This window comes from Paraburkholderia sediminicola (assembly GCF_046026895.1).
GTDB classification, from domain to species: domain Bacteria; phylum Pseudomonadota; class Gammaproteobacteria; order Burkholderiales; family Burkholderiaceae; genus Paraburkholderia; species Paraburkholderia sediminicola_C.
In genome coordinates, this window is sequence record NZ_JAQQEU010000006.1 from 46,046 (window position 1) to 65,458 (window position 19,413).

At 62.2% G+C, this 19,413-nt stretch carries 15 protein-coding genes and 3 pseudogenes; 6 read left to right on the plus strand and 12 right to left on the minus strand.

All coding sequences use genetic code 11. The features are described from left to right. Nucleotides 1–461 precede the first annotated feature (461 nt). Genes PQR02_RS06295 through PQR02_RS06305 form a run of 3 tightly spaced genes read left to right on the plus strand, consistent with a single transcriptional unit; the run spans nt 462 to nt 4,411 of the window. Nucleotides 462–1,130, plus strand: coding sequence for a (2Fe-2S)-binding protein (locus PQR02_RS06295; protein WP_408227068.1), 669 nt, complete (start codon nt 462–464; stop codon nt 1,128–1,130). Between the two features lie 13 nt (nt 1,131–1,143). Next, a complete protein-coding gene (locus PQR02_RS06300) occupies nt 1,144–2,151 on the plus strand; it encodes an FAD binding domain-containing protein (protein WP_408227071.1) in 1,008 nt (335 codons plus the stop codon). A 25-nt stretch (nt 2,152–2,176) separates the two neighbouring features. Further along, nucleotides 2,177–4,411, plus strand: a complete 2,235-nt coding sequence (locus PQR02_RS06305) for a xanthine dehydrogenase family protein molybdopterin-binding subunit (RefSeq protein WP_408227074.1) — start codon at nt 2,177–2,179, stop codon at nt 4,409–4,411. Nucleotides 4,412–4,490: 79 nt separating this feature from the next. Here the strand turns inward: PQR02_RS06305 and PQR02_RS06310 are convergent. From PQR02_RS06310 to PQR02_RS06345, 8 genes and pseudogenes are all read right to left on the minus strand, one after another. Continuing rightward, a pseudogene (locus PQR02_RS06310) lies at nt 4,491–4,739 on the minus strand (IS30 family transposase); the annotation flags it as partial. Between the two features lie 168 nt (nt 4,740–4,907). After that, nucleotides 4,908–5,984 (minus strand): LacI family DNA-binding transcriptional regulator, encoded by a 1,077-nt coding sequence (locus tag PQR02_RS06315; RefSeq protein ID WP_408227077.1) that lies wholly within the window; start codon nt 5,982–5,984, stop codon nt 4,908–4,910. 137 nt (nt 5,985–6,121) lie between these two features. Next, entirely contained in the window at nt 6,122–7,078 is a 957-nt protein-coding gene (locus tag PQR02_RS06320) for a dihydrodipicolinate synthase family protein (protein ID WP_408227080.1), read from the minus strand. A gap of 49 nt (nt 7,079–7,127) precedes the next feature. Continuing rightward, nucleotides 7,128–8,447 carry an MFS transporter gene (locus PQR02_RS06325; protein WP_408227083.1) on the minus strand — a complete coding sequence of 440 codons (1,320 nt, stop codon included), beginning with the start codon at nt 8,445–8,447 and terminating at the stop codon, nt 7,128–7,130. A gap of 58 nt (nt 8,448–8,505) precedes the next feature. Then, nucleotides 8,506–9,048 (minus strand): annotated as a pseudogene (locus PQR02_RS06330) (PfkB family carbohydrate kinase); the annotation flags it as partial. A gap of 391 nt (nt 9,049–9,439) precedes the next feature. Beyond that, complete coding sequence (locus PQR02_RS06335) at nt 9,440–10,594, minus strand: hypothetical protein (protein WP_408227086.1); 1,155 nt, start codon at nt 10,592–10,594, stop codon at nt 9,440–9,442. Next, entirely contained in the window at nt 10,581–11,837 is a 1,257-nt protein-coding gene (locus PQR02_RS06340; protein ID WP_408227461.1) for an LssY C-terminal domain-containing protein, read from the minus strand. The genes PQR02_RS06335 and PQR02_RS06340 overlap by 14 nt, the downstream gene beginning before the upstream one ends. Further along, a complete protein-coding gene (locus PQR02_RS06345; protein ID WP_408227089.1) occupies nt 11,834–13,126 on the minus strand; it encodes an LssY C-terminal domain-containing protein in 1,293 nt (430 codons plus the stop codon). Before PQR02_RS06345 ends, PQR02_RS06340 begins: the two co-directional genes overlap by 4 nt. A gap of 673 nt (nt 13,127–13,799) precedes the next feature. On the opposite strand from PQR02_RS06345, the gene PQR02_RS06350 reads away from it, so the two are divergent. Beyond that, nucleotides 13,800–14,147, plus strand: coding sequence for a hypothetical protein (locus PQR02_RS06350; protein ID WP_408227464.1), 348 nt, complete (start codon nt 13,800–13,802; stop codon nt 14,145–14,147). 200 nt (nt 14,148–14,347) lie between these two features. Here PQR02_RS06350 and PQR02_RS06355 read toward each other — a convergent pair. From PQR02_RS06355 to PQR02_RS06365, 3 genes and pseudogenes are all read right to left on the minus strand, one after another. After that, nucleotides 14,348–14,647 (minus strand): annotated as a pseudogene (locus tag PQR02_RS06355) (ISKra4-like element ISBusp5 family transposase); the annotation flags it as partial. Between the two features lie 6 nt (nt 14,648–14,653). Next, nucleotides 14,654–15,043, minus strand: coding sequence for a hypothetical protein (locus tag PQR02_RS06360; protein ID WP_408227092.1), 390 nt, complete (start codon nt 15,041–15,043; stop codon nt 14,654–14,656). A gap of 204 nt (nt 15,044–15,247) precedes the next feature. After that, complete coding sequence (locus PQR02_RS06365) at nt 15,248–16,090, minus strand: RHO alpha subunit C-terminal catalytic domain-containing protein (RefSeq protein ID WP_408227095.1); 843 nt, start codon at nt 16,088–16,090, stop codon at nt 15,248–15,250. 250 nt (nt 16,091–16,340) lie between these two features. Here PQR02_RS06365 and PQR02_RS06370 point away from each other — a divergent pair, with 250 nt between their 5' ends. Next, nucleotides 16,341–17,933 (plus strand): FAD-dependent oxidoreductase, encoded by a 1,593-nt coding sequence (locus PQR02_RS06370; protein ID WP_408227098.1) that lies wholly within the window; start codon nt 16,341–16,343, stop codon nt 17,931–17,933. Then, nucleotides 17,926–18,345, plus strand: coding sequence for a c-type cytochrome (locus PQR02_RS06375; protein ID WP_408227101.1), 420 nt, complete (start codon nt 17,926–17,928; stop codon nt 18,343–18,345). The genes PQR02_RS06370 and PQR02_RS06375 overlap by 8 nt, the downstream gene beginning before the upstream one ends. 101 nt (nt 18,346–18,446) lie before the next feature. Here the strand turns inward: PQR02_RS06375 and PQR02_RS06380 are convergent, their stop codons facing one another. Next, on the minus strand, nt 18,447–19,412 hold the full coding sequence (locus PQR02_RS06380; RefSeq protein WP_408227104.1) for a D-2-hydroxyacid dehydrogenase: 966 nt from the start codon (nt 19,410–19,412) through the stop codon (nt 18,447–18,449). Nucleotide 19,413: the final 1 nt, after the last annotated feature.

The following is a 19,413-nucleotide window of genomic DNA, read 5'->3' on the forward strand; positions in this document are numbered from 1 at the left end:
GCAGAAGTCGGCATCGGAGCAGCCGGGGAATGGAACGGCTGCTCACCGCTCGACATGCGGCGATCGAAGGCGGCGCTTCGAGCAGCCTGCTGGTTGTGACAGATCTTCGAGGGTTCGCTGCGGAGCCGAATTAGAAAATCCGTTTCATCGCCGCTCGCCGACAACTGTCGAATACCATTTCACCGTTCAGCCGGGTGCGACGAAACACCGCCGGCGAACAGAGCAAGGGCATCGGCCAGGTCGCCCAGGCCGTCACCGAGCTGGACGAAGTCAGTCCACCGGGCTCGCGCCCGGCCTAGTCCCGCCAAGCCCCCACTCAGACTTCAAAAATGGCAGGAGTTTCATCTTGCCGTCGGTCCAGTTTTATATGGCCGGTGTTAGAAAGAAGAGCTCGGTCGAACACGCGCCGACGCATTGCGTCGTCGTCCGCCGACCCATATATTCAATGGAGAATTCGATTCATGGACGAAAAGTCGCAGAAACGAAGCACGAGCCAAATTGATGCCGAGACGGTGTTCCAACGCGTGTCACGTCGGTCTTTCCTGGGTCGCATAGGTGCCGCCGGCATCACGATTGGCGCCGGACAACTTTCCTCTGTCGCGCATGCAGCTTCCGGCGCTGCTGACCCGGGTGAAACACTAGCCAACGACCTGAGTGCAGATAGTACGAACGTACATGTCCGATTGAACGTCAACGGCACCAACTACGAACTGGATATCGATCCCCGCACGACACTGCTCGATTGCGTGCGCGAGCATCTGCGGCTTACCGGCACAAAGAAGGGCTGCGACCACGGCCAGTGCGGCGCCTGCACGGTCCATGTCGACGGCAAGCGCCTGAATTCCTGCCTAAGCCTTGCCGCCACCCATGAGGGTGAGGCGATCACGACCATCGAAGGCCTTGGACGGCCGGGAAATCTGCATCCGATTCAGGCCGCCTTCATCGAACACGATGGCTTTCAATGCGGCTACTGCACCGCCGGCCAGATCATGTCGGCTGTCGCGCTGCTCAACGAGCCTTACGGTCACAGCGACGAGGACGTCAAGGAAGCCATGAGCGGAAATATCTGCAGGTGCGGCGCCTATTCGAACATTGTCTCCGCGATCCAGCAAGTTCGCCGGAAAGCTTAAGCGGAGCGTACGAATGGAACTCTTTGAACTCAAGCGCGCTTCCAGCGTCGCACAGGCACTCGACATCGCGCAGACTAACGACGGCAGCCAGCAAAGTGACTCGTCTATGCGCTTTCTGGCAGGCGGCACAACACTGCTCGACCTGATGAAGCTCGACGTCGAGCGTCCGACGCAGATCATCGATATCCATCGGCTGCCACTCGCTCAGGTCCAAGCCATCGACGGTGGCGGCGTCACAATTGGCGCGACGGTGCGCAATTCCGATCTCGCGAATCATCCCCTGATCAAGGCGCACTATCCTGTGCTGTCCCAGGCATTGCTTTCCGGCGCGTCAGCCCAGTTGCGAAACATGGCGACGACCGGCGGCAACCTGTTGCAGCGCACACGCTGCGTCTACTTTCGCGATACTGCCACGCCATGCAACAAGCGTGAGCCTGGTACAGGTTGTTCTGCGATCGGTGGGTTCAATCGAAACCTCGCCATTCTTGGGGCCAGCGATCATTGCATCGCGACGAACCCCTCGGACATGGGTGTCGCAATGACTGCACTCGAGTCCACGATTCATGTCGAAAGCAGCAAGGGCAAGCGAAGCATCGCGATTGATGACTTCTTCTTGTTGCCCGGGGCCACGCCCGAACGCGAAACCATGCTCGATCCCGGCGAGCTCATTACCCATGTGACGCTCCCTGCGCCGGCTCCCGGCAGTCACAGCGTCTATCTGAAACTGCGCGATCGCGCATCGTATGAATTTGCGTTGGCGTCGGCAGCGGTCGTCATGACCGTATCGTCGGGCAGGACCGTCCACGTCAGGATCGCACTTGGCGGTGTCGGCGTTAAGCCCTGGCGCTCGCGCGAGGCCGAAGCCGCGTTGCTCGGCCGCGCGCCTGAGCCCGCTGCATTCCAAGCGGCGGCCGAGGCCGCGCTCCAGTCAGCGCGCCCGCAAAGCCAGAACGGCTTCAAGGTTGAACTTGCTAAACGCTGCATCCAGCAAGCACTCAAGTTGGCCACACAAAATTCTTGACCCAGCTTCGTGACGCGGAGAGAACGTGCAATTAGCTAGCAATAAAACGCAGCCGGTCATCGGCGGCGACTTTACCAGAATCGACGGACCGTTTAAGGTCAGCGGTGCGGCGACGTACACGTCGGATTTCAATTTTCCAGGGATGCTTTACGCCGTACCGGTTTGCGCGACAATCGCAAAGGGGCGCATCCATCAACTCGAAACGGCCGCTGCCTCGAAGATGCCAGGGGTCCGGGCTGTCTTCACGCGCGAGAACATCGGAAAGTTCTTTCGCGTCGGCTTCGGACCAAGAATCGATGAAAGACGTCCGCCGCTCGACGACGACATCATCTCCTACTATGGCCAGTACACTGCACTCGTAGTGGCCGATACGTTCGAGCAGGCAACGGCCGCGTCCCATGCAGTGAAGGCGCGGTATGCGCAGAGTCAACCCGATGTAACGGTCCAGATGTCCGCACAGGGTGCGCCGTCCGTCGACACGCAGCGCGGCGACGCGGAGGCCGCATTCGCGGCCGCTTCTGATGCGCTGAAGCTGGACCAGACCTACACGACACCGATCGAAACGCACAACCCAATCGAACTGCATGCCACGGTGGCGGTCTTCGATGGCACGAACTATACGCTTTACGAAACAACGCAGTCGATCGTCAACCAGCGGCAGATGATGGCACAGATGCTTGGTGTGCCTGAAGATCAGGTGCGCGTGATCATGAAGTATCTAGGCTCTGGATTCGGCGGCAAGCTGTTTCCGTGGTCCCATTCGCTACTCGCCGCCGCCGCGGCCCGCAATCTGCGGCGGCCCGTCAAGCTGGTGCTGAGCCGCGGGATGATGTTCCAGAACGTGGGCCACCGTCCGGCCACGGAGCAGCGCATACGCTTGTCGGCAACACGCGATGGACGTTTGACATCGCTGCAGCAGCACTACGTCTATCAAACGGCCCGCCTGGATACACGAAAAGAGAACTGTGGCGAGGCGACAGGCTATCTCTACAGCTCGCCGAACCTGCAAGTGACTGCCGCCCATGCGCGCCGGGACATCGGGCCCAGCACATCGATGCGCGGCCCAGGTGCCGTGCCTGGCTTGTTCGCAGTCGAATCGGCCGTCGATGAGCTAGCCATCAAGCTCAATATCGATCCGGTCCAGTTGCGCCTTGTCAATGAGCCGGCGATTGACGAAAGCCTGAATGTGCCGTTTTCATCCCGGCACCTCAAGGATTGCCTGACGCGCGGCGCGGAGCAATTCGGCTGGGCGGCGCGCAAGACGCCGGTCGGTTCGATGCGTAGTGACGGTCTGGTGATCGGCTGGGGAGTCGCAGCGGGATCCTGGCAAGCCCAGCGATCTGCAGCGGAAGTCATCGTTGAACTGAACGCGGACGCGACGGCGCGCGTATTGACAGCGACTCAGGACATCGGCACGGGGACGTACACCGTACTCGCCCAGATGGTGGCGAATGCGACCGGAATCGCGCTCGACAGAATTGCAGTCGTGATCGGTGACACACGCTTGCCTCCCGGGCCGATGTCCGGGGGCTCAAGGGCTACGGCCTCGCTGATTCCGGCGGTGGCGCAGGCGGCACAGGTCGCAGTCCAGCACCTTTTAGTCACCGCAGCCGAAGCGGGGAACTCGCCCTTCAACGGGCAGAACGCGAATGCACTTGGTTTTGAGCAAGGGATGGTCTATCGCAAAGGAACCTCACCGGCTGCAGGGGTGCCGTTTGAGAGGATTCTGAGGCCGGCGGGTATCAACGCGGTGGTGGGAAGAGGGCGGTCTGGCCCGAATCAGGACGATCCTGACGCGAAGCGCGTGTCGGTGCACTCATACTGCGCGCATTTTGCCGAGGTTACATGGCAGCCTGAAACAGCGCGGTTGCGAGTCAGTCGGGTGGTTAGCGTGATCGATGGAGGCAAGATCATCAATGCCCGTACGGCCCGCAACCAGATCGAAGGAGCCGTCGTGATGGGTGTCGGCATGGCGCTATTCGAAGAGACGAACTACGACAGCCGTTTCGGCGCACCAATCAACCGGAGCCTCGCCGACTATGTCATGGTCACGCATGCCGACGCACCGAAGATCGACGTCACGTTCCTCGACTATCCGGATCTCGCATTGAATCCACTCGGCGCACGCGGTCTCGGGGAGATTGGAATCGCGGGCATTGCGCCTGCGATTGCGAACGCTGTTTATCATGCCACGGGCGTGCGCGTGCGTGATCTTCCGGTTCGGATCGAAGATCTGTTGGCGGCTCAGGTGTCCCTATAGACGTGCCCCGATCTCTTGACCACCACTCGACCACGAAATCTTAAGGTGGACCGTCGCGCCAAAGGTCGGAGTCGTGATAGTGCGGATCGCAGAAGTACACGCGCACGCCGGTGCCGGCGCTGAGCTCCTGATGCGGGGTCATTTGTTTACTCTGGTAGTAGGTGAAGCTCTGGCGCCGTGGGACAGCGATCGAATTCAGTTTGGCAGTGAAGCCCGCCAGTGCCGAGGCGGCGGTGGCGCGTTCCATCTTCGCGAGCAGCACAGGGCGACTGGCGCGCTCAACCAGTTCGCCGACGGAAGACTGATTGCCAGCGCCCTTGGTGAAGTCTTTAGTTGAATCAAATACATTGACCGAACACCGGTTGTGTCGCGATAACGCATTCAGTTGCGGGCGCTGAAGCTGGCCAGGAAGAACTACAAGATTGCCGATCAGCGGCGGCTAGAGGCGGCAGTAACGCCGTCAGGCGCGGTGAGCTTCCCCAATAGCGCCGAGAAACTATCTCAGGCATGGCCCTGTCGACTGCCGAACCTGCAATAGCGCATGCACCTCGTGTCCATGTTGCGGTCTTTTGCCGTCGAGTGCGTCGAGCAGGTGCTGCGCCGCGAGGCGTCCGATCTCCGCGGTGTCGACGCGCATCGTTGTCAACGCAGGACGTATCTCTTTCGCGATCGCGAGATCGTCGAAACCCGTCACGGATAATTCGTCGGGAATCTCGATACCCAGTTCCTCCGCTTCGCGCAACACGCCAAACGCGATGTGGTCGTTGCCGCAGATGAGCGCACTCGGGCGCTCTCCCAGCGATTGCCAGATCGAGCGCAGGCAGCGCCGCCCGAAGCCGATCGTCGATTCACCCTCAAGCAGGTGCTCCGGCCGCACGGCGAGGCCGTGGCGTTCGAGCGCCGAGCGGATGCCGGCAATGCGCGCCTGTACGCGATCGTTGTCGCGCGTTGGCTGGATGCAGACGGCGAACGAGCGATGTCCGAGGCCGATCAGATGTTCGGTGATCTCCGCGTAGGCCGCGCGATTGTCGAAGCCGATGCAGTGGTGCTGGCTGCCCTCGCGATACGCATAAGTCACCGCGTAAGGCACGCGATAGAGTTGCAATGCAGCGAACAGTTCGGCTGGATGCGCTTCGCCCACGATGGCCATCGCCTCGACGCCGCGCGCGAGCATCGCGCGCACCTGCACGATCGCCTGTGCGGGATCATAGTTTGAACAGCCGAGTACAAGCGTGATGTCGCGCGCTGCGAACGCCGCCTGCATGCCACTCACCTGCGAGGCGAACACCTGATCGTCGAGCGTCGGAATGATGAAGCCAGCAATGTGGCTGCGCGTGGAGGCGAGGGCACGTCCCGCCGCATTCGGAAACCAGTTGAGCGCGAGCGCGGCGTGCTCGACACGCTCGCGGACGGTCGCGGAGACCTTGTCCGGTTCGTTGTAGACCCGCGATACGGTTGCCGTCGATACGCCCGCGAGTTTGGCGACATCGGAAAGCACAGTGCGGCCCGTGTTGCGACGGGAGCGGCTGATCGGCGGCCGGGCCGCGTCCGGCGTATCGAAGGAGTCAGGCATCGGGTTTTGAAGCAGAGGACGAGTCGGGAACGCCCGCCATCTTACTCCCGCGAGCAGGAGCGAAGAGTGAGCGGATCGGCGCCGTCGGCGGGGACGTTCCGGTCATGGCGAAAGCCTCGCGGCAGAAGCCCGCGAACCTAACGGCTCGCGCCGAGCGCGGCGATGCGCGAACGGAAGTGTTCGGTGCCGGCGACGATCTTGTCGAGCACCGCATCGAGCGCCCAGAAGCGTTCGCGCACATCGTAGTCGATCGCGCGGCAGCGAATCGACTCGAACGTGCCGATGCGCTGATGGTAGATCTTCGCGAGCGCCGGATAACCGAGGACCTCGGATACGGCGGCGAGCACGAGAAACGTCGCCAGCTCCTGCGCGAGTGAAGGATCTTGTGCTGCATGATTGCGCAGCCAGTTGTACAGATCGGGGTGGAAGTTCGTGAACACCCCGTTAAAGCCCGCCGATCCGGCTTTCATCGCATCCCATGCGATTGCCGCGTTGGCATTCAGGATCTTCAGCGGCGAACCCTGCGCCAACGCCACACGCCGTTTGACCGTATCGAGATCGCAACTCACGTCCTTCAGCATGACGAAGCGGCCGGTATCGATGCACATCTTCAGCTCCTCATCGGAGAGAAGCCGCCGATAGGGCGCCGGACATTCGTAGAGACCGAGCGGAATGTCCGACGGCAGCCGCGTGAGCAGCCGCGTGAGATTCGCCGCGAACACCTCGGTTCCTTCGCGCTTCGGGTCGAGCCGGTTCGTCACGAGCACAATGCCCTGGGCGCCGGTCGCCGCGGCGACATTGAGCTCTTCGGCCTGGGCGTCGGGGTCGTCGCTGATATGGCCTGAGACCACGACCGGAATGCGGCCCGCCACCTTGTCGACGACGAACCGTCCCAGTGCGCCGCGTTCGGCCAGGCTCAGGAACTGCATCTCGCTCGACTGCGCGACGGCGAACAGCGCATCCGAGCCGTGGGCGATGTACCACTCGATCAGGTGTTCGAGCCCGGCATAGTCGATCGCGCCGTCAGCATCGAACGGGGTCAGCATGACGGGGACGATGCCTTCGATTGAAGTGGCGGATTGCTGGGAGGTCATGATGGTTGTCTCTCGAAGGGGTGCATTGGATCAAAGGCGCGCGATGTGGTCACGCGGCGGCCCGGACAGCTTCTGCGCCTGCCGATGAGTCCTCGATCGGCTTGCGTACGAACAGCAGGTAGCTCATCGCGCCGACAAAGGCGATGGCTGCCGCCGTCAATAGCGCGGGTACGAAGGACCAGGTTTGCGCGATGTAGCCGGTCAGGATCGGCGCAAGGGCGCCGCCCAGAAAGCCGCCGAAATTCTGGATCGCGCCGAGCGAGCCGACGCGATTGGGCGGTGCGGCGGCGGTCGCCAGCGCCCACGAACTGGCGGACGCGGCGTTGGCGAGGAAGATCACCACCGAGATGCAGACGATCGCGAGCGTATTGCTCTGAACGAGCGCAGCCGGAATCGTGAACGCGACCATGCCGAGCATCGCGATCACCACCGCATTGCGGCGGCTCGCGACCGGGCTCGAACTGCGGCTCGTGATCAGATCGGAAAACCAGCCGGCCGTGAGCGAGCCGAGGAAGCCGCAGAAAAAAGGCACCGATGCCGCGACGCCCGTGTGCATCAGGCTCATGTGGCGTTCCATCGTCAGATAGCCCGGCAGCCAGGTGAGGTAGACCCAGTTGAGATATACCGAACCGAAGAAGCCGATCAGCATGCCCCACGTCGTGCCGTGCGAAAACAGCGAGCGCCAGTCGGCGAAGGTGAGCGACGGCGCCGGTTCGCGGTCCGCTTCGTCGCCGTCGAGATAGCGTCGCTCGGCTTCGGTCATCGTGGCCTTGGCCGGATCGCGGTACACCGCGAGCCACACGACTGCCACGATCATGCCCGCAATGCCGGTGACGATGAATGCCCAGCGCCAGTGAAACTGCACGACGATGATCGACAGACAAAGCGGCGCGAGCGCCGTGCCGAGCGGGGACGCGGAATTGAAGATGCCGGTCGGCTTGCCGCGCGCGCGCAGCGGAAACCAGTTGCTGACAACCCGTGCCGCCGACGGAAACTGCGGCGCCTCGCCGATGCCCAGCACGATCCGCGCAAGGATGAACCAGCCGAAGGTCGAAACGAAACCGCCGGCCGCCTGTGCGAGCGACCAGACGATCAGACCGATGCCGAGCAGCTTGCGCGGCCCGATACGGTCGACGAGGCCGCCCACCGGCAACTGAAAAAGCGCGTAGCTCCACGAGAACGCGGAGAGCAGAAGTCCCATTTCCCCGAGCGACAGACCCAGGTCATGGCGAATCAGCGGATTGGCGACGGCGAGCGTTCCCCGGTCCAGATAGTTGACGATACCGCTCACCATCAGCAGCGTGAGCGCGACGATCTGCGCGCGGCGAATTTTCGGCGGGGCCTGCTCGTGACTCTGGGTTGCGCGCATGATCGTTGTCTCCGTTTCATGTCTGCGATTGATGTGTGTGGACCGCGCCGATGCGATGTCAGGCGGCCTGAAGTTGCGCGTCCAGTTCGGCACGCGTCGGAATGGAGGTCCGCGCCCCTTTACGCATCACGCTCAACGCGGCGGCGCGCTGGCCGAAGGCGATTGCATCGCACAGCGGTGCGCCGCGCACGCGGGCCGCTGCGAAGCCACCGGCGAAGGTATCGCCGGCGGCGGTCGTATCGACCGCGTCCACGCGCGGGGCCGCCAGATGGCCTTCGCCCTCGGGACCCGCGTACCAGGCCCCGCCCGCGCCGAGCGTCACGATGACGGTGTCCGCGCCCCTGGCCCGCAGCGCGTTCGCGGCGCGGCAGGCGGTGGCGGCGTCGCTGACGGCTACGCCCGCTAGCACCTGCGCCTCGGTCTCGTTGACGATCACAACATCGATTTGCGCATACAGGTCGTCCGGCAACGGTTGCGCGGGCGCCGGGTTCAGAAGCACTGGCGTGCCGTGGCGCGCGGCGGTATCGATTGCACGGCGGACCGCGCCAAGCGGCACTTCAAGCTGGCAGATCAGCATGCCGGCGCGTGCGATCGCACTACGCTACTTCTGGGCCTTATTGGAACTACCTGCTAAATGATAGCGCTTACATATTGCATCGCGCCCCCGAGAGGCGCAAGTATGAGAGCGCCCCCGGGCGGGTAAACACCGAGCATGGGTGTCCGAACGCCCGCGTCTCCTTTGGTGGTGATGCGCCCGCGTGTGGCGCTCAGCGATCCGCCTGTTTCGAAGCCCTCTCCGAACGGCAATTCGTCGAGCCGTTCGCGCTTGTGCACGTCGGCATTACCCGGTCGTTCTGAGCGCCGAAGCGGGCAAGCGTAAAGCGTTTCGGTTGGTTTCGAGTCGAACGGCCGCCGCTGGAACTGACCAGCGACAGGAGCGGGTCGCTAATACCGAAGCGGCGTCCGCAGAAGCGGGAACGATCCACGCCGTTTCACTTTCCCGATGTCGACAGATCTTCCTCCAGAAAGCGCAGAATCGCCTCCGTTAGCGCTTCACGGGGGTAAGCGTTCTGCGTGACGAACAGCGAGCCGATCATGTCATGGGTTCGCGCAATAGGCACGGCCAGTGCCCAGTGATCGGCATTGACGTAGCCGAGCAGGGCGCTTCCGGGCACGACCTGATCGTAGAAGATCACCTGGCTGTCGTTACGCGGATCGATTCGCGAGAGCTTGTCGTAGCCCGATTCAAGAATCGACGATATGCGCTGCGGCTCAGGGAACGTTACGAGGGAGTAGTATCGGACATCGCCTGGAAGCGGATTCCGCGCCATCCACGCCTGGCGGGTTGCGGGTCGCAGGCTTTGCACGGCCCCGCCATCTCCGGACGTGCAAGTCGCGCCCGGAAAGTGCCGCAGCAGGTCAGCCTGATATTGCTGTGCATCGTTGGCGAGCGGCGATCCGCCGACCGCTCCGGCTGCGCTGACGACCGCCGCCACGCGGCGACGGATCTCCGGATAGGCAACGACGGCCTCGAGAATGTCCGCCGCCCCCTTCGAGTAACCGATCAGCACGAGGCGTGCGGGTCCGTCGGGCGGTGGCATGGCCATCACGGCATCGCGGATCTGGCGTGCATTGTGAGCCGAACTCGACAACCCGTCGACATCGAGCATGAACCCGTCGTATCCGTATTGGCGTAGTTGTTTCGTGACAGTGCCAGGCGCATTCAGCCACGGCTTGAAGCAGTCGTACCCGATGCCGGGAACGACTGCCGCCATGAGGTGCCGCGTGGATTGACCGAGAGCGACGGGCGCGCCCGTGCCGGCCGGTTCGGTGCCCACGCGTGTCAAAGCACTTTCGCAAGGGCGGTAGTCAGGAAGCGCCCGGCCGTGCGCTTCGAGCACCGCGCAGTAGATTTCCCGAAACCGCGCCCGCTTGTCCTGCACGCCCGCATACGATGCAGGAACGAGCACGAGGGGCGGCGTGTCCGTCGTGTAGGGAACGAGCGGCTTCGTTGCGCAGGCTACCAGCGCGAGGCAGGATGCAAGGGCCGCGAAACTGGCGCGGGCATTCGCCGATGCACGCGCATGCTCGACCGGTCGCGGCGCGAGCCCATCTTGCCGTCGGGAGACGGGGTTACTTGCCGGCATCGCCGTTCTCCTTGCGTGCGGCGGGATCACCCTGTTCCAGATAGGGCACCCAGTCGAGCATCTCCACGTTGGTGAAACTGAGCGGGCGCGTCGCGAAGAACATCACGGCACGCAGTCCGTCGGTGTAGTAACGCCCGCCGTTCAGCGTGGTCCGCGGATGTCCCTGAGGTGACGCACCTACGCCGTTCACGAAGCCGAGCTTATCCAGACCGCCTGAATACATCATGTCCTGGACCAGCAGGTTTCTTGCTTCGTCGACGTCCTCGTGGAGCGTGCCGCCGCCGTCCGTATCGTGGTGCGCGAAGCGGCCCCCGACAGGCCGTCCGACCTGCACCAGATACACTGGGTCACCGTTAAAGCGGATGGGCGCGAGCCACGCGCGCAATGACGTGGAGGGCGCGCCCGTTTGCGCTTCCTTGCGCAGGATGACGTCGGGCGTGCGTCCGAACAGCAGTTGCGCCAGGTCATTTTTCCGCATGTCGCGACGATAGCTACGGCGCACCATGGCCGCCCCAATGTCTCCCAGCGTGCCGATGACCACCACGTTCAATGGATCGGCTGCCGTTTTCGCGGGCTCATCGGTCGCGCAGCAGGGCATCTCTTCGAGTGCTGCGCGCAACGAGGCCAGGTCGTGGTAGTCGACGATGGCGGTTTCGGGATACTGGAACGGCGTCAGCGCGAAATGCGGGTCGGCGGCGTCATCCGGCACGGGCAGAAACAGCGAGTAGGGGATCAAGGTTTTGCTGCCAAGCAGATCGATATTGACGAGTTTGATCTGCCGGTCGGGGTTGGCGAACAGAATCCCTGTTCGGGTTTCGCCGGGCGGAACGGGATTTCTGAATCCGAGCTTGTTCAGGTGGCTGTCTATTTCCGCATTGGTCGCCCCTCCAAGCAGCGTGTGCATGGACCACGCGACTTCGAGTGGCGAGAAGTAGTTGGGATCTGTGCCGGAGTGGAGCAACCATAACGCTTGCGTAGTCCGGTTCTCCACTTCGATCCATAGCGGCTGAACGATGTGCCTGTTGATGTCGGCGCCAAACATCCGTTTACTGTCATCGGCTCCCAGCACGGCCACGCTGACGCGGGTGTCCTGCTTCGTCGCGCTAACCGCTCGCTCGCGCAGCGGCGCATCGCTCAGGCTGGTCGGGGCCGTCCACGTCGCACAGCCCGCGAAAACGAGCAAGAGGACAATGCTGCCTGCCGCTTTCTGCAATGCCCGTTGCCGTGCTGGCGATTCGCTCATCGTTTTGCTCCCTGGGGTAGCGCGTTGAGCTTCGCGGCTGCCTCCCAAGGGAAGAATTCGATCCCTGAGAGCGACGTGGGTTGCCGGTCGAATACGAGTACCTGGCGATAGCCGTCCGTGAAGTACGGATCGGTGGTGAGGTTCTCTTTCGGGGCGCTTTGCGGCGCGGCGCCGACTCCGTTGACGAACCCGATCTTCTGGAGGTTCTGGGAATAGGCCATGTCCTCCGTCAGTGCCGTGCGCGCCTCGTCGACGTCCGGGTCGATCTTGTGCGTTGTGAACGTGGGCGAGTGAAACGTAAGGCGGACGCCGATATCCCGGCTGATCTGGCCCACCCACACCGGCTTGTCGTGATAGCGCATCGGGCTTAGCCAGAGCCGCAGGTGATTGCGCTGGTGAATCGTGTCGCGCGCTTTCTGCAAGGCGAGGTCCTGGGGCCGGCCGAACAGGTAAAGATCACTGATAGGTGCATTGACGTAACGGTCGCCGGACAGCGCGGAGGTAATCGTCTTCATGATCGCACCGGACCATTTCTGTTCGGTCGGACTCCAGCCGCGGCGCACCAGGGCGGCAAACGCGTCGTCCAGCCCGCCCACGATGACGAGGTTGAGCGGATCGCCGCGCTTCGAACCGTCAGCGTTGGTTGCGCAACATGGGAGCGCTTCGAGCGCGGCACGGAAAGTGTCGTCCTCCGTGTAGTTCACGATTTTTTCCGGCGGATAGATATCGCGCCGAAAAACCGCGCTGACATGATAGTCAGCGTAAAAGCCGGGCACGACCATGAGGAACGAAAACGTCCGAGCTTTTTCGCTCGCCACGAGATCGAGTTGGACGAGCTTCGCGCCTTCGCTGAGGTTGGTCAGCACATAACCGGATACGGTCTGCCCCGGCAGAATTGGGTTGTGGAAGGCAAGCGCACGGAAGCGCCGGTCGAGTTCGACATTTCCGCCATGCGCATCGCCATCGCCAAACGCCTCGGCGGCTTCGGAAGCCGGGAAGAAATTTGGGTCGAGGCCCGGCGACATCAGGAAATAGCTGGCCGTGTCGTTGTCCTGCACCTCGATCCACACAGGCTGTATGCCCTTGCTGGCGAGCGGCACGCCATACACCGTCGCGCTTTCTTCATCTGAAAGCACCGCCGCGGAAACGTGGAGGCCGCCTTCGCTGCGGCTCACGGCTCGGCTCTTATAGCTGATTCCATCTGGATTCGGCAGCGTGGCGGCCGCGCAACCGCATAACGCGAAGGCGATGACAACAGCAGCCAGCCGTCGATTCACGACGCGGTCCATCGCATAACCTCTTTGCCGCGAGCCAGGGCGGCACGCCTGTCAATGGGCTGATGTCAACCGATCTTTGCTGCACATTCAGGCTACTCTCTATATAGCCTTCCGCAATATGCGAGCGGAATTATAGTGTGCCGCTACGACCGTGCCATCATCAAAAATCGACAATATCGAGGCCTCGCTCATCGTCGATCGGCGCACGGCGCGGGTCGACGTTAGCGGACGCCGGAGCGTTTTCGTTGTGCCTGCCACTGCTGCAAAACGAAGCGTCTTTCGCAGCTTAGTCAGCCTGCGCCGGGTATGTGCATAAGACCAAAGGCCGATTTACGGATGTGCCGATAGTCGTCATCGTAGTGAGGTCGCAAGCAGCATACGGTTGGGGACAGGCTCAGAGGTGCTCGTTACTCTGCCCGTTTTTTCCACTGACTGCATGATCGATAGGCTATTGCCGCTAATCTTGCTACGGGTCGCGGCTGAGTGGATTGCCTTTGGGGTATCAACAAACACTCATTCGCGCGGCCCATTCAAGCTTGGCAACGACCAGTCAGCGCTGAAAAGGCCCGTAGTGAAGGCATGCCATCGAGTTTCCAGGCGACGCGAATCGTTCGGGCTTGCACACATGCTCATGCGACGTTGCATCAAACCCATGGAAATGCGGATCCAAGTGAGGGATGAAAAGATGAAACCGTTACCGATTCTCGTAGTGGCTGCCGCCACCTTGACCGCCTGTGCGACTGCACCGATGCCGCCGAACGCACAACCGGTCGGAGAAAGTCAGCATCCGGTCGCCGCGGTCGCGCAATGCATCGCTCAGAAATGGGCGGACCGGTCGCAACAGACAGTCATATCGCAGGTCATTGTGGCGAACAATCAGGCGATGGATGTCTATGTTCCAGGGCAGCGGCCGCCGGATGGCGCTGCAGCTGTCGTGCGGCCCTCGTGGACGGGCCAAAAGACCTGGGTCGGATTTCGCTCGGGTGCAGGTGCGGGCGGCGATGCCACTGGCGATGTCAACGCGTGCCTTTAAGCCGGAAAGGCCGGAGCCCTTGATGGCAACCACGGCCTTCGTCCGCTGTGAAGCCGACAAGGTCAGAAGCGCTCGGCTATGTATTTGAACGGATAGTCCGCTTCCTTATAGCCATGGGTTTTTTTGTCTCTTTGGCCGCGTAACTTTCTTTCGCGGCATGGCTTCATCGGGAATCCTGCACAGCAGATCGCCGATGATGTTCAGGCGTACACGCCGCTTGTCGTTCGAATCCACGGAAACTGTCGCCGTGCGAGTTCGTGGAATTCTTTCAACAGCGCGACGCCTGGTTGCACGACGCTGTGTGCTCCTATGCGACTCCAACGCATAGGCTGGCTCTTGCATATTCGACGGCCAACTATTCGGTTGATCGACGATTCGACGAAGCCGGCGGAGATTCGCCATCCTGCACGTTGCCATGTGCGATAGTCGATCAGCGACTCAAAGTTGCTCTTGAGATCAATGACGACATTCGTGAGGCTGTAGCTCGCTTTCCATGGCTGGTGTCCTCAGGGTCTAATCTGCAGCTGCCAGGCGCCGCTGCCTCCACTGCAGAACTGCGGTTGCAGTTGCATCGATTGTCCCCTTGCATTCAGCACCACGCCGACGTCGCGGCAAATCCGCTCGCCGTTGTGGGTGGTATTGGCAACGGTAATGGTTGCGTCGATTCTCACGCTGTTGCGCGTGCCCTCGTTGACCCAGTTGATGCTTTCGCCGTCCTTCTTGCCATTCAGCGCGCCGAGGACGGCATGCTCGAGCGAGTCCATATCGCGTTGTCTCATCAACGCGATCGGAGTGTTCCTCAGAAAACGTAGGTTCGCTGCTTGCACGCCGATGGCGGCGCCGAGCAGCAGGCTGGCGACACTCAGGCGGAACAGCATACGGGTTCGCATCGACATAACGAATTCTCCTCGCAGGTGTTCTGGGCGGCCGCGAGCGCTGACGGCGGCTTTTGATCAAGCTTGTTGATCAAGCATAGCATGCTCCCCTCGGGAAATTCGGGCGCCCATTTGGTGCGTCATGCACGGCGGCATGCGCTTGTGGCGTCCATTGCCGGTTGCATGCGCCCAATATGCAGGCAGGAAGTTCAGTTAGCGCGAGCCCTACACAACTTCCGCGAGACGAATTACGCTGCGGCTGGCTCCCGCGGCATCAATATAAGCCGCCAGCTTCTGAGCATACCAATCGGTGAAGTTGCTCAGCATGAACTCCGAACGCGCGTGCGGTCCCGGCCGATACCCCTTCGAACTCACGCCGCGTTGATTGTTCGCCACGAGCGTCGCGTCCTGCGCGTTCGTGGCGCGCCATACCTGGGTGAGCGCTTCAACGTCATAGTCCACGCCCTCTACCGCGTCTTCGTGCACGAGCCAGGTCGTTTTGAGCGCGGTCCGGCTTTCCAACAACGGCAAAACGCGGAAATGGATGATGTGGTCCGCGAGGAAGTGATTCCAGTTATTAGGAACCCTGAACATGCGCACCGATCCCAGGTCGGGTTCCGTGAGTTCACCGAGCAGCCGCGTGGACGCGGGCCGTCCGTCGGCGGTGAACGAAACCGCACCGCGATGGAACGGCAAACGGATGCGGCGGAATTCGGTGCCTCCATCCGCCGGCAGATGCGGCAACGAGAGCCGCTCCCACAGCGCGGACTTTTCCTGCATCAACGCCTGAAAGTCCTGGGTTGCGCGCGGATCGTCAGGTAGAGCGAATTCGATCAGCGTCGCCAGCAACTCCGGGTGACTGCCCACGCAGTGATAACACTCGCGATTATTCTCGATCACGAGTTTCCAGTTCGCCTCCTCGATGATCGTCATCGAATAGGCGACCGTGGTGCGCTCGGGCCGATGCGGCGCGATATACGGCGTGACAGCCGCTTTGAAGCGGGCAATATCGGGTGGATCGGCATGCCTCAAGCGGCCACAAAGATTAGCCCCCCAGCGTGGAGACATTGAACACGAATCGTGGATAAAGTGCGATTCGCCCGCAGTGTGTTTCGTCATTGTCGTCTGTCACAACCCGTTTCACGGAGCAGCCGCGCTGCTTGTAACTGCTGTAGATTTGTCGTTGCGCGGCGCAGTGCAGAACAAAGCGACCGGTCTGCAGCAGTCTGCGGCCATCCTCGCAACCACACGAACGCTGGCTTAGGCCGATCTGATTTCGTTCGCCATCGTTTCTCTCCAGTCGGGGGACCACGTCCTTATGTCGAGAATGACCGCAAATGCGATGAGCCGCCGGCACCTGCTGACGCTGATCGGCAAGAACCTCGGCGCGGCCGCCATGATGCAAGGCATGGGCACGTTGGGGTTCGCCGCTACCTCGACCTACGCCGGACCGATCAGACTCGATGGCGCGCCCAAAGGAACGCGAATTCTCGTGCTCGGCGCGGGCATGGCCGGCCTCGTCGCGGCCTTCGAGTTGAGGAACGCGGGCTACCACGTGCAGGTGCTCGAGTACAACGACCGCGCGGGTGGTCGGGCCTGGACTGTCAGGGGCGGTGATCGTTATACGGAACTCGGCGGTGCCACCCAGTACTGTGATTTCGCTGACGGGCTTTATCTGAACTCAGGGCCGTGGCGCATTCCGTATCACCACCAGGGCGTACTCGACTATGCCAAACGTTTGAAGGTGCCGCTCGAGCCGTTCATCCAGGTCAATTACAACGCATACCTGCATTCGACGGAGGCTTTCGGTGGCAAGCCGCAACGATTCCGGGCGGTGCAGACCGACTATCAAGGCTATATTGCCGAGTTGCTTTCCAAAGCAATCCGCAAGGACGCACTCGATGATGCGTTGTCAGTCGAAGACGCGCATTTGCTACTCGAATCCCTGCGCCAATGGGGTGTGCTCGGCCCGGATGATCGCTATGAGGCGGGCCGGCGAAGCAGTGAACGCCGCGGATTCGCGATCGCGCATGGCGGTGGGCTGATGCCCGAGGCCGTGCCGTCGGATCTGTTGCCGCGCGACCCCTTGCTTGCATCGCGTTTGTGGCAATGGCTCTCGTCTGGAAACGAGCTGGACTACCAGAGCGCCATTTTCCAGCCTGTCGGCGGCATGGACCGGATCGCGCACGCGCTTTATGCGCAGGTCGCGAGTGCTGTAGTGTTCAACGCCAGAGTCACCGCCATCTTGCAGGACGAGCAAGGCGTCACGGTGCGCTATACCGATACGGCCACCCGGACCGAACGGAACGCGCACGCGGATTGGCTGGTGTGCACCATCCCGCTCTCGATTCTGAGCCAGATCGACATGGCGGTCGGCCCGGCCATGCGCGCCGCGATCGATGCGGTGCCCTACGCGACATCGGTGAAAATCGGCTTGCAATTCAGCCGGCGATTCTGGGAAGAAGACGAGCAGATCTACGGCGGCATCACGCACACCGACCTGCCGATCTCAACGATCGGCTATCCGGCAACCGATTACGGATCGACCGGTCCTGCGGTGCTGCTCGGCGCCTACATGTGGGGGCCCGCCAGCTATGAGATGAGTGCGCTGCCGCCTGCCGAACGGATCGCGGTGGCATTGAGCCAGGGCAGCCAGATTCATCCGCAGTACGCGCGCGAGTACCAGAACGGCTTCGCGGTGAGCTGGAGCCGATCACCGTTCACGAATGGCTGCTTCGCCGCATGGACGGATGCGTTGAGAAAAACGCATTACGCGAATCTCTGTCTGATCGACGGACGGATCGTCCTTGCCGGAGAGCACGCTTCCCATATCCCGGCATGGCAGGAGGGCGCCGTGCTGTCGTCACTGGATGCGATCACCCGGTTGCATCGGAGAATCGTCAATGGATAAGCCGACGCCGATCCTCAGCGTGATGCTGATGGCCTTGCTGATGGGAGCCGCGACGGTGTCGCCCCAGTCCGTGGCACAGGACGCACCACGCACCTTCACGATTTCGCCGGGCGAGCGCTTCACCGAAAAAAGCGGCGAAGCGCTTTACAATGCTACCTGCGCGGGATGCCATATGCCGGATGGAAAAGGCGCAGAGGGCGCGGGTCACTACCCGGCGCTCGCTGGCAACCCGGCAGTCGAAGCAGCACCGTACGTCATCGTCAACGTACTGCACGGCCGAAAGGCGATGCCATCGTTTGGCGATGCGATGAACGACGATCAGGTCGCTGCGGTCGTCAATTACACGAGAACCCATTTCGGCAATCGATTTGCCGGAAGTGTCACGCCGGGCCAGGTTAGAAGTTTGCGCTGAGCTCACGTGGCAGGGCTATCGCCCGGCCTCTTTCCCGCAGCCTGCTAACGGCCGTTCGCGCAGCCGTTTGTGTGCCAGGCGCCTTCGACGGCACCGCCTCGCTAATAGGTCGCATCAACCAGATTGCTCGGCGCGCCCTTGATGAAATTCTCGATGTTGTCCATCAACTGGTCGGCCAGGGCTTGCTGCGCTTCATCCGAAGCCCACGCGACATGCGGCGTCACGATCACGTTCGGCCGCCCGGCGATGCGCATCAGCGGGTTGTCCTGCGCCGGCGGCTCGCCCGAAACCACATCGAAGCCCGCGCCGCTCACGAGACCTTCGTCGAGCGCGCGCGAGAGATCGGCTTCATCGACGAGTCCGCCGCGCGCCGTGTTGATGATCAACGGCTTGCGCTGCATCGCCCGGAATTCGGGCATCGCGAGCATGCCGCGCGTGTGCGGCGTGAGCGGGCTGTGCACGGTGATGATGTCGCTCGTCGCCAGCATCTCGTCCCACGGCGTGTAAAGCGGTCCCAGCCCCTGCCTGCCCTTGTGCGCCGCGAATATCGGTCGCATGCCGAAGACCTTCGCGATCTCCGCGACGCGCTGTCCGAGCACGCCTTCCCCGATGATGCCGAGCGTCGCGCCCGCCAGATCGTGGATCGGATGATCGAAGAAACAGAACTGGCCGGACTTCTGCCAGACGCCGTTCAGCACGTCGTCGCGATAGGCGAGCAGATTGCGGCGCAACGCGAGGATCAGCGCGAACGTATGCTCGGGCACCGTGTTCACCGCGTAGCCGCGAATGTTCGCCACCGCGATGCCAAGACGCGCGCACGCCGCTTTGTCGACGCAATCGGTGCCGGTCGCCGCCACCGCCACGAGTTTCAGCCCCGGGCTTTGCGCGAGGATGTCCTCCGTGAGCGCGACCTTGTTCGTGATGACGATGGACGCATCCGCGATGCGTGCGGCCACGTCCTCAGGACGCGTCTGCGCATGTTCCGCGAGTTCGTGAGCGAAGCCCGGTGTGCGCAGCTTGATCTGCGGAGCCAGCGTGGCGCGGTCGAGAAAAACGATCTTGTGCATG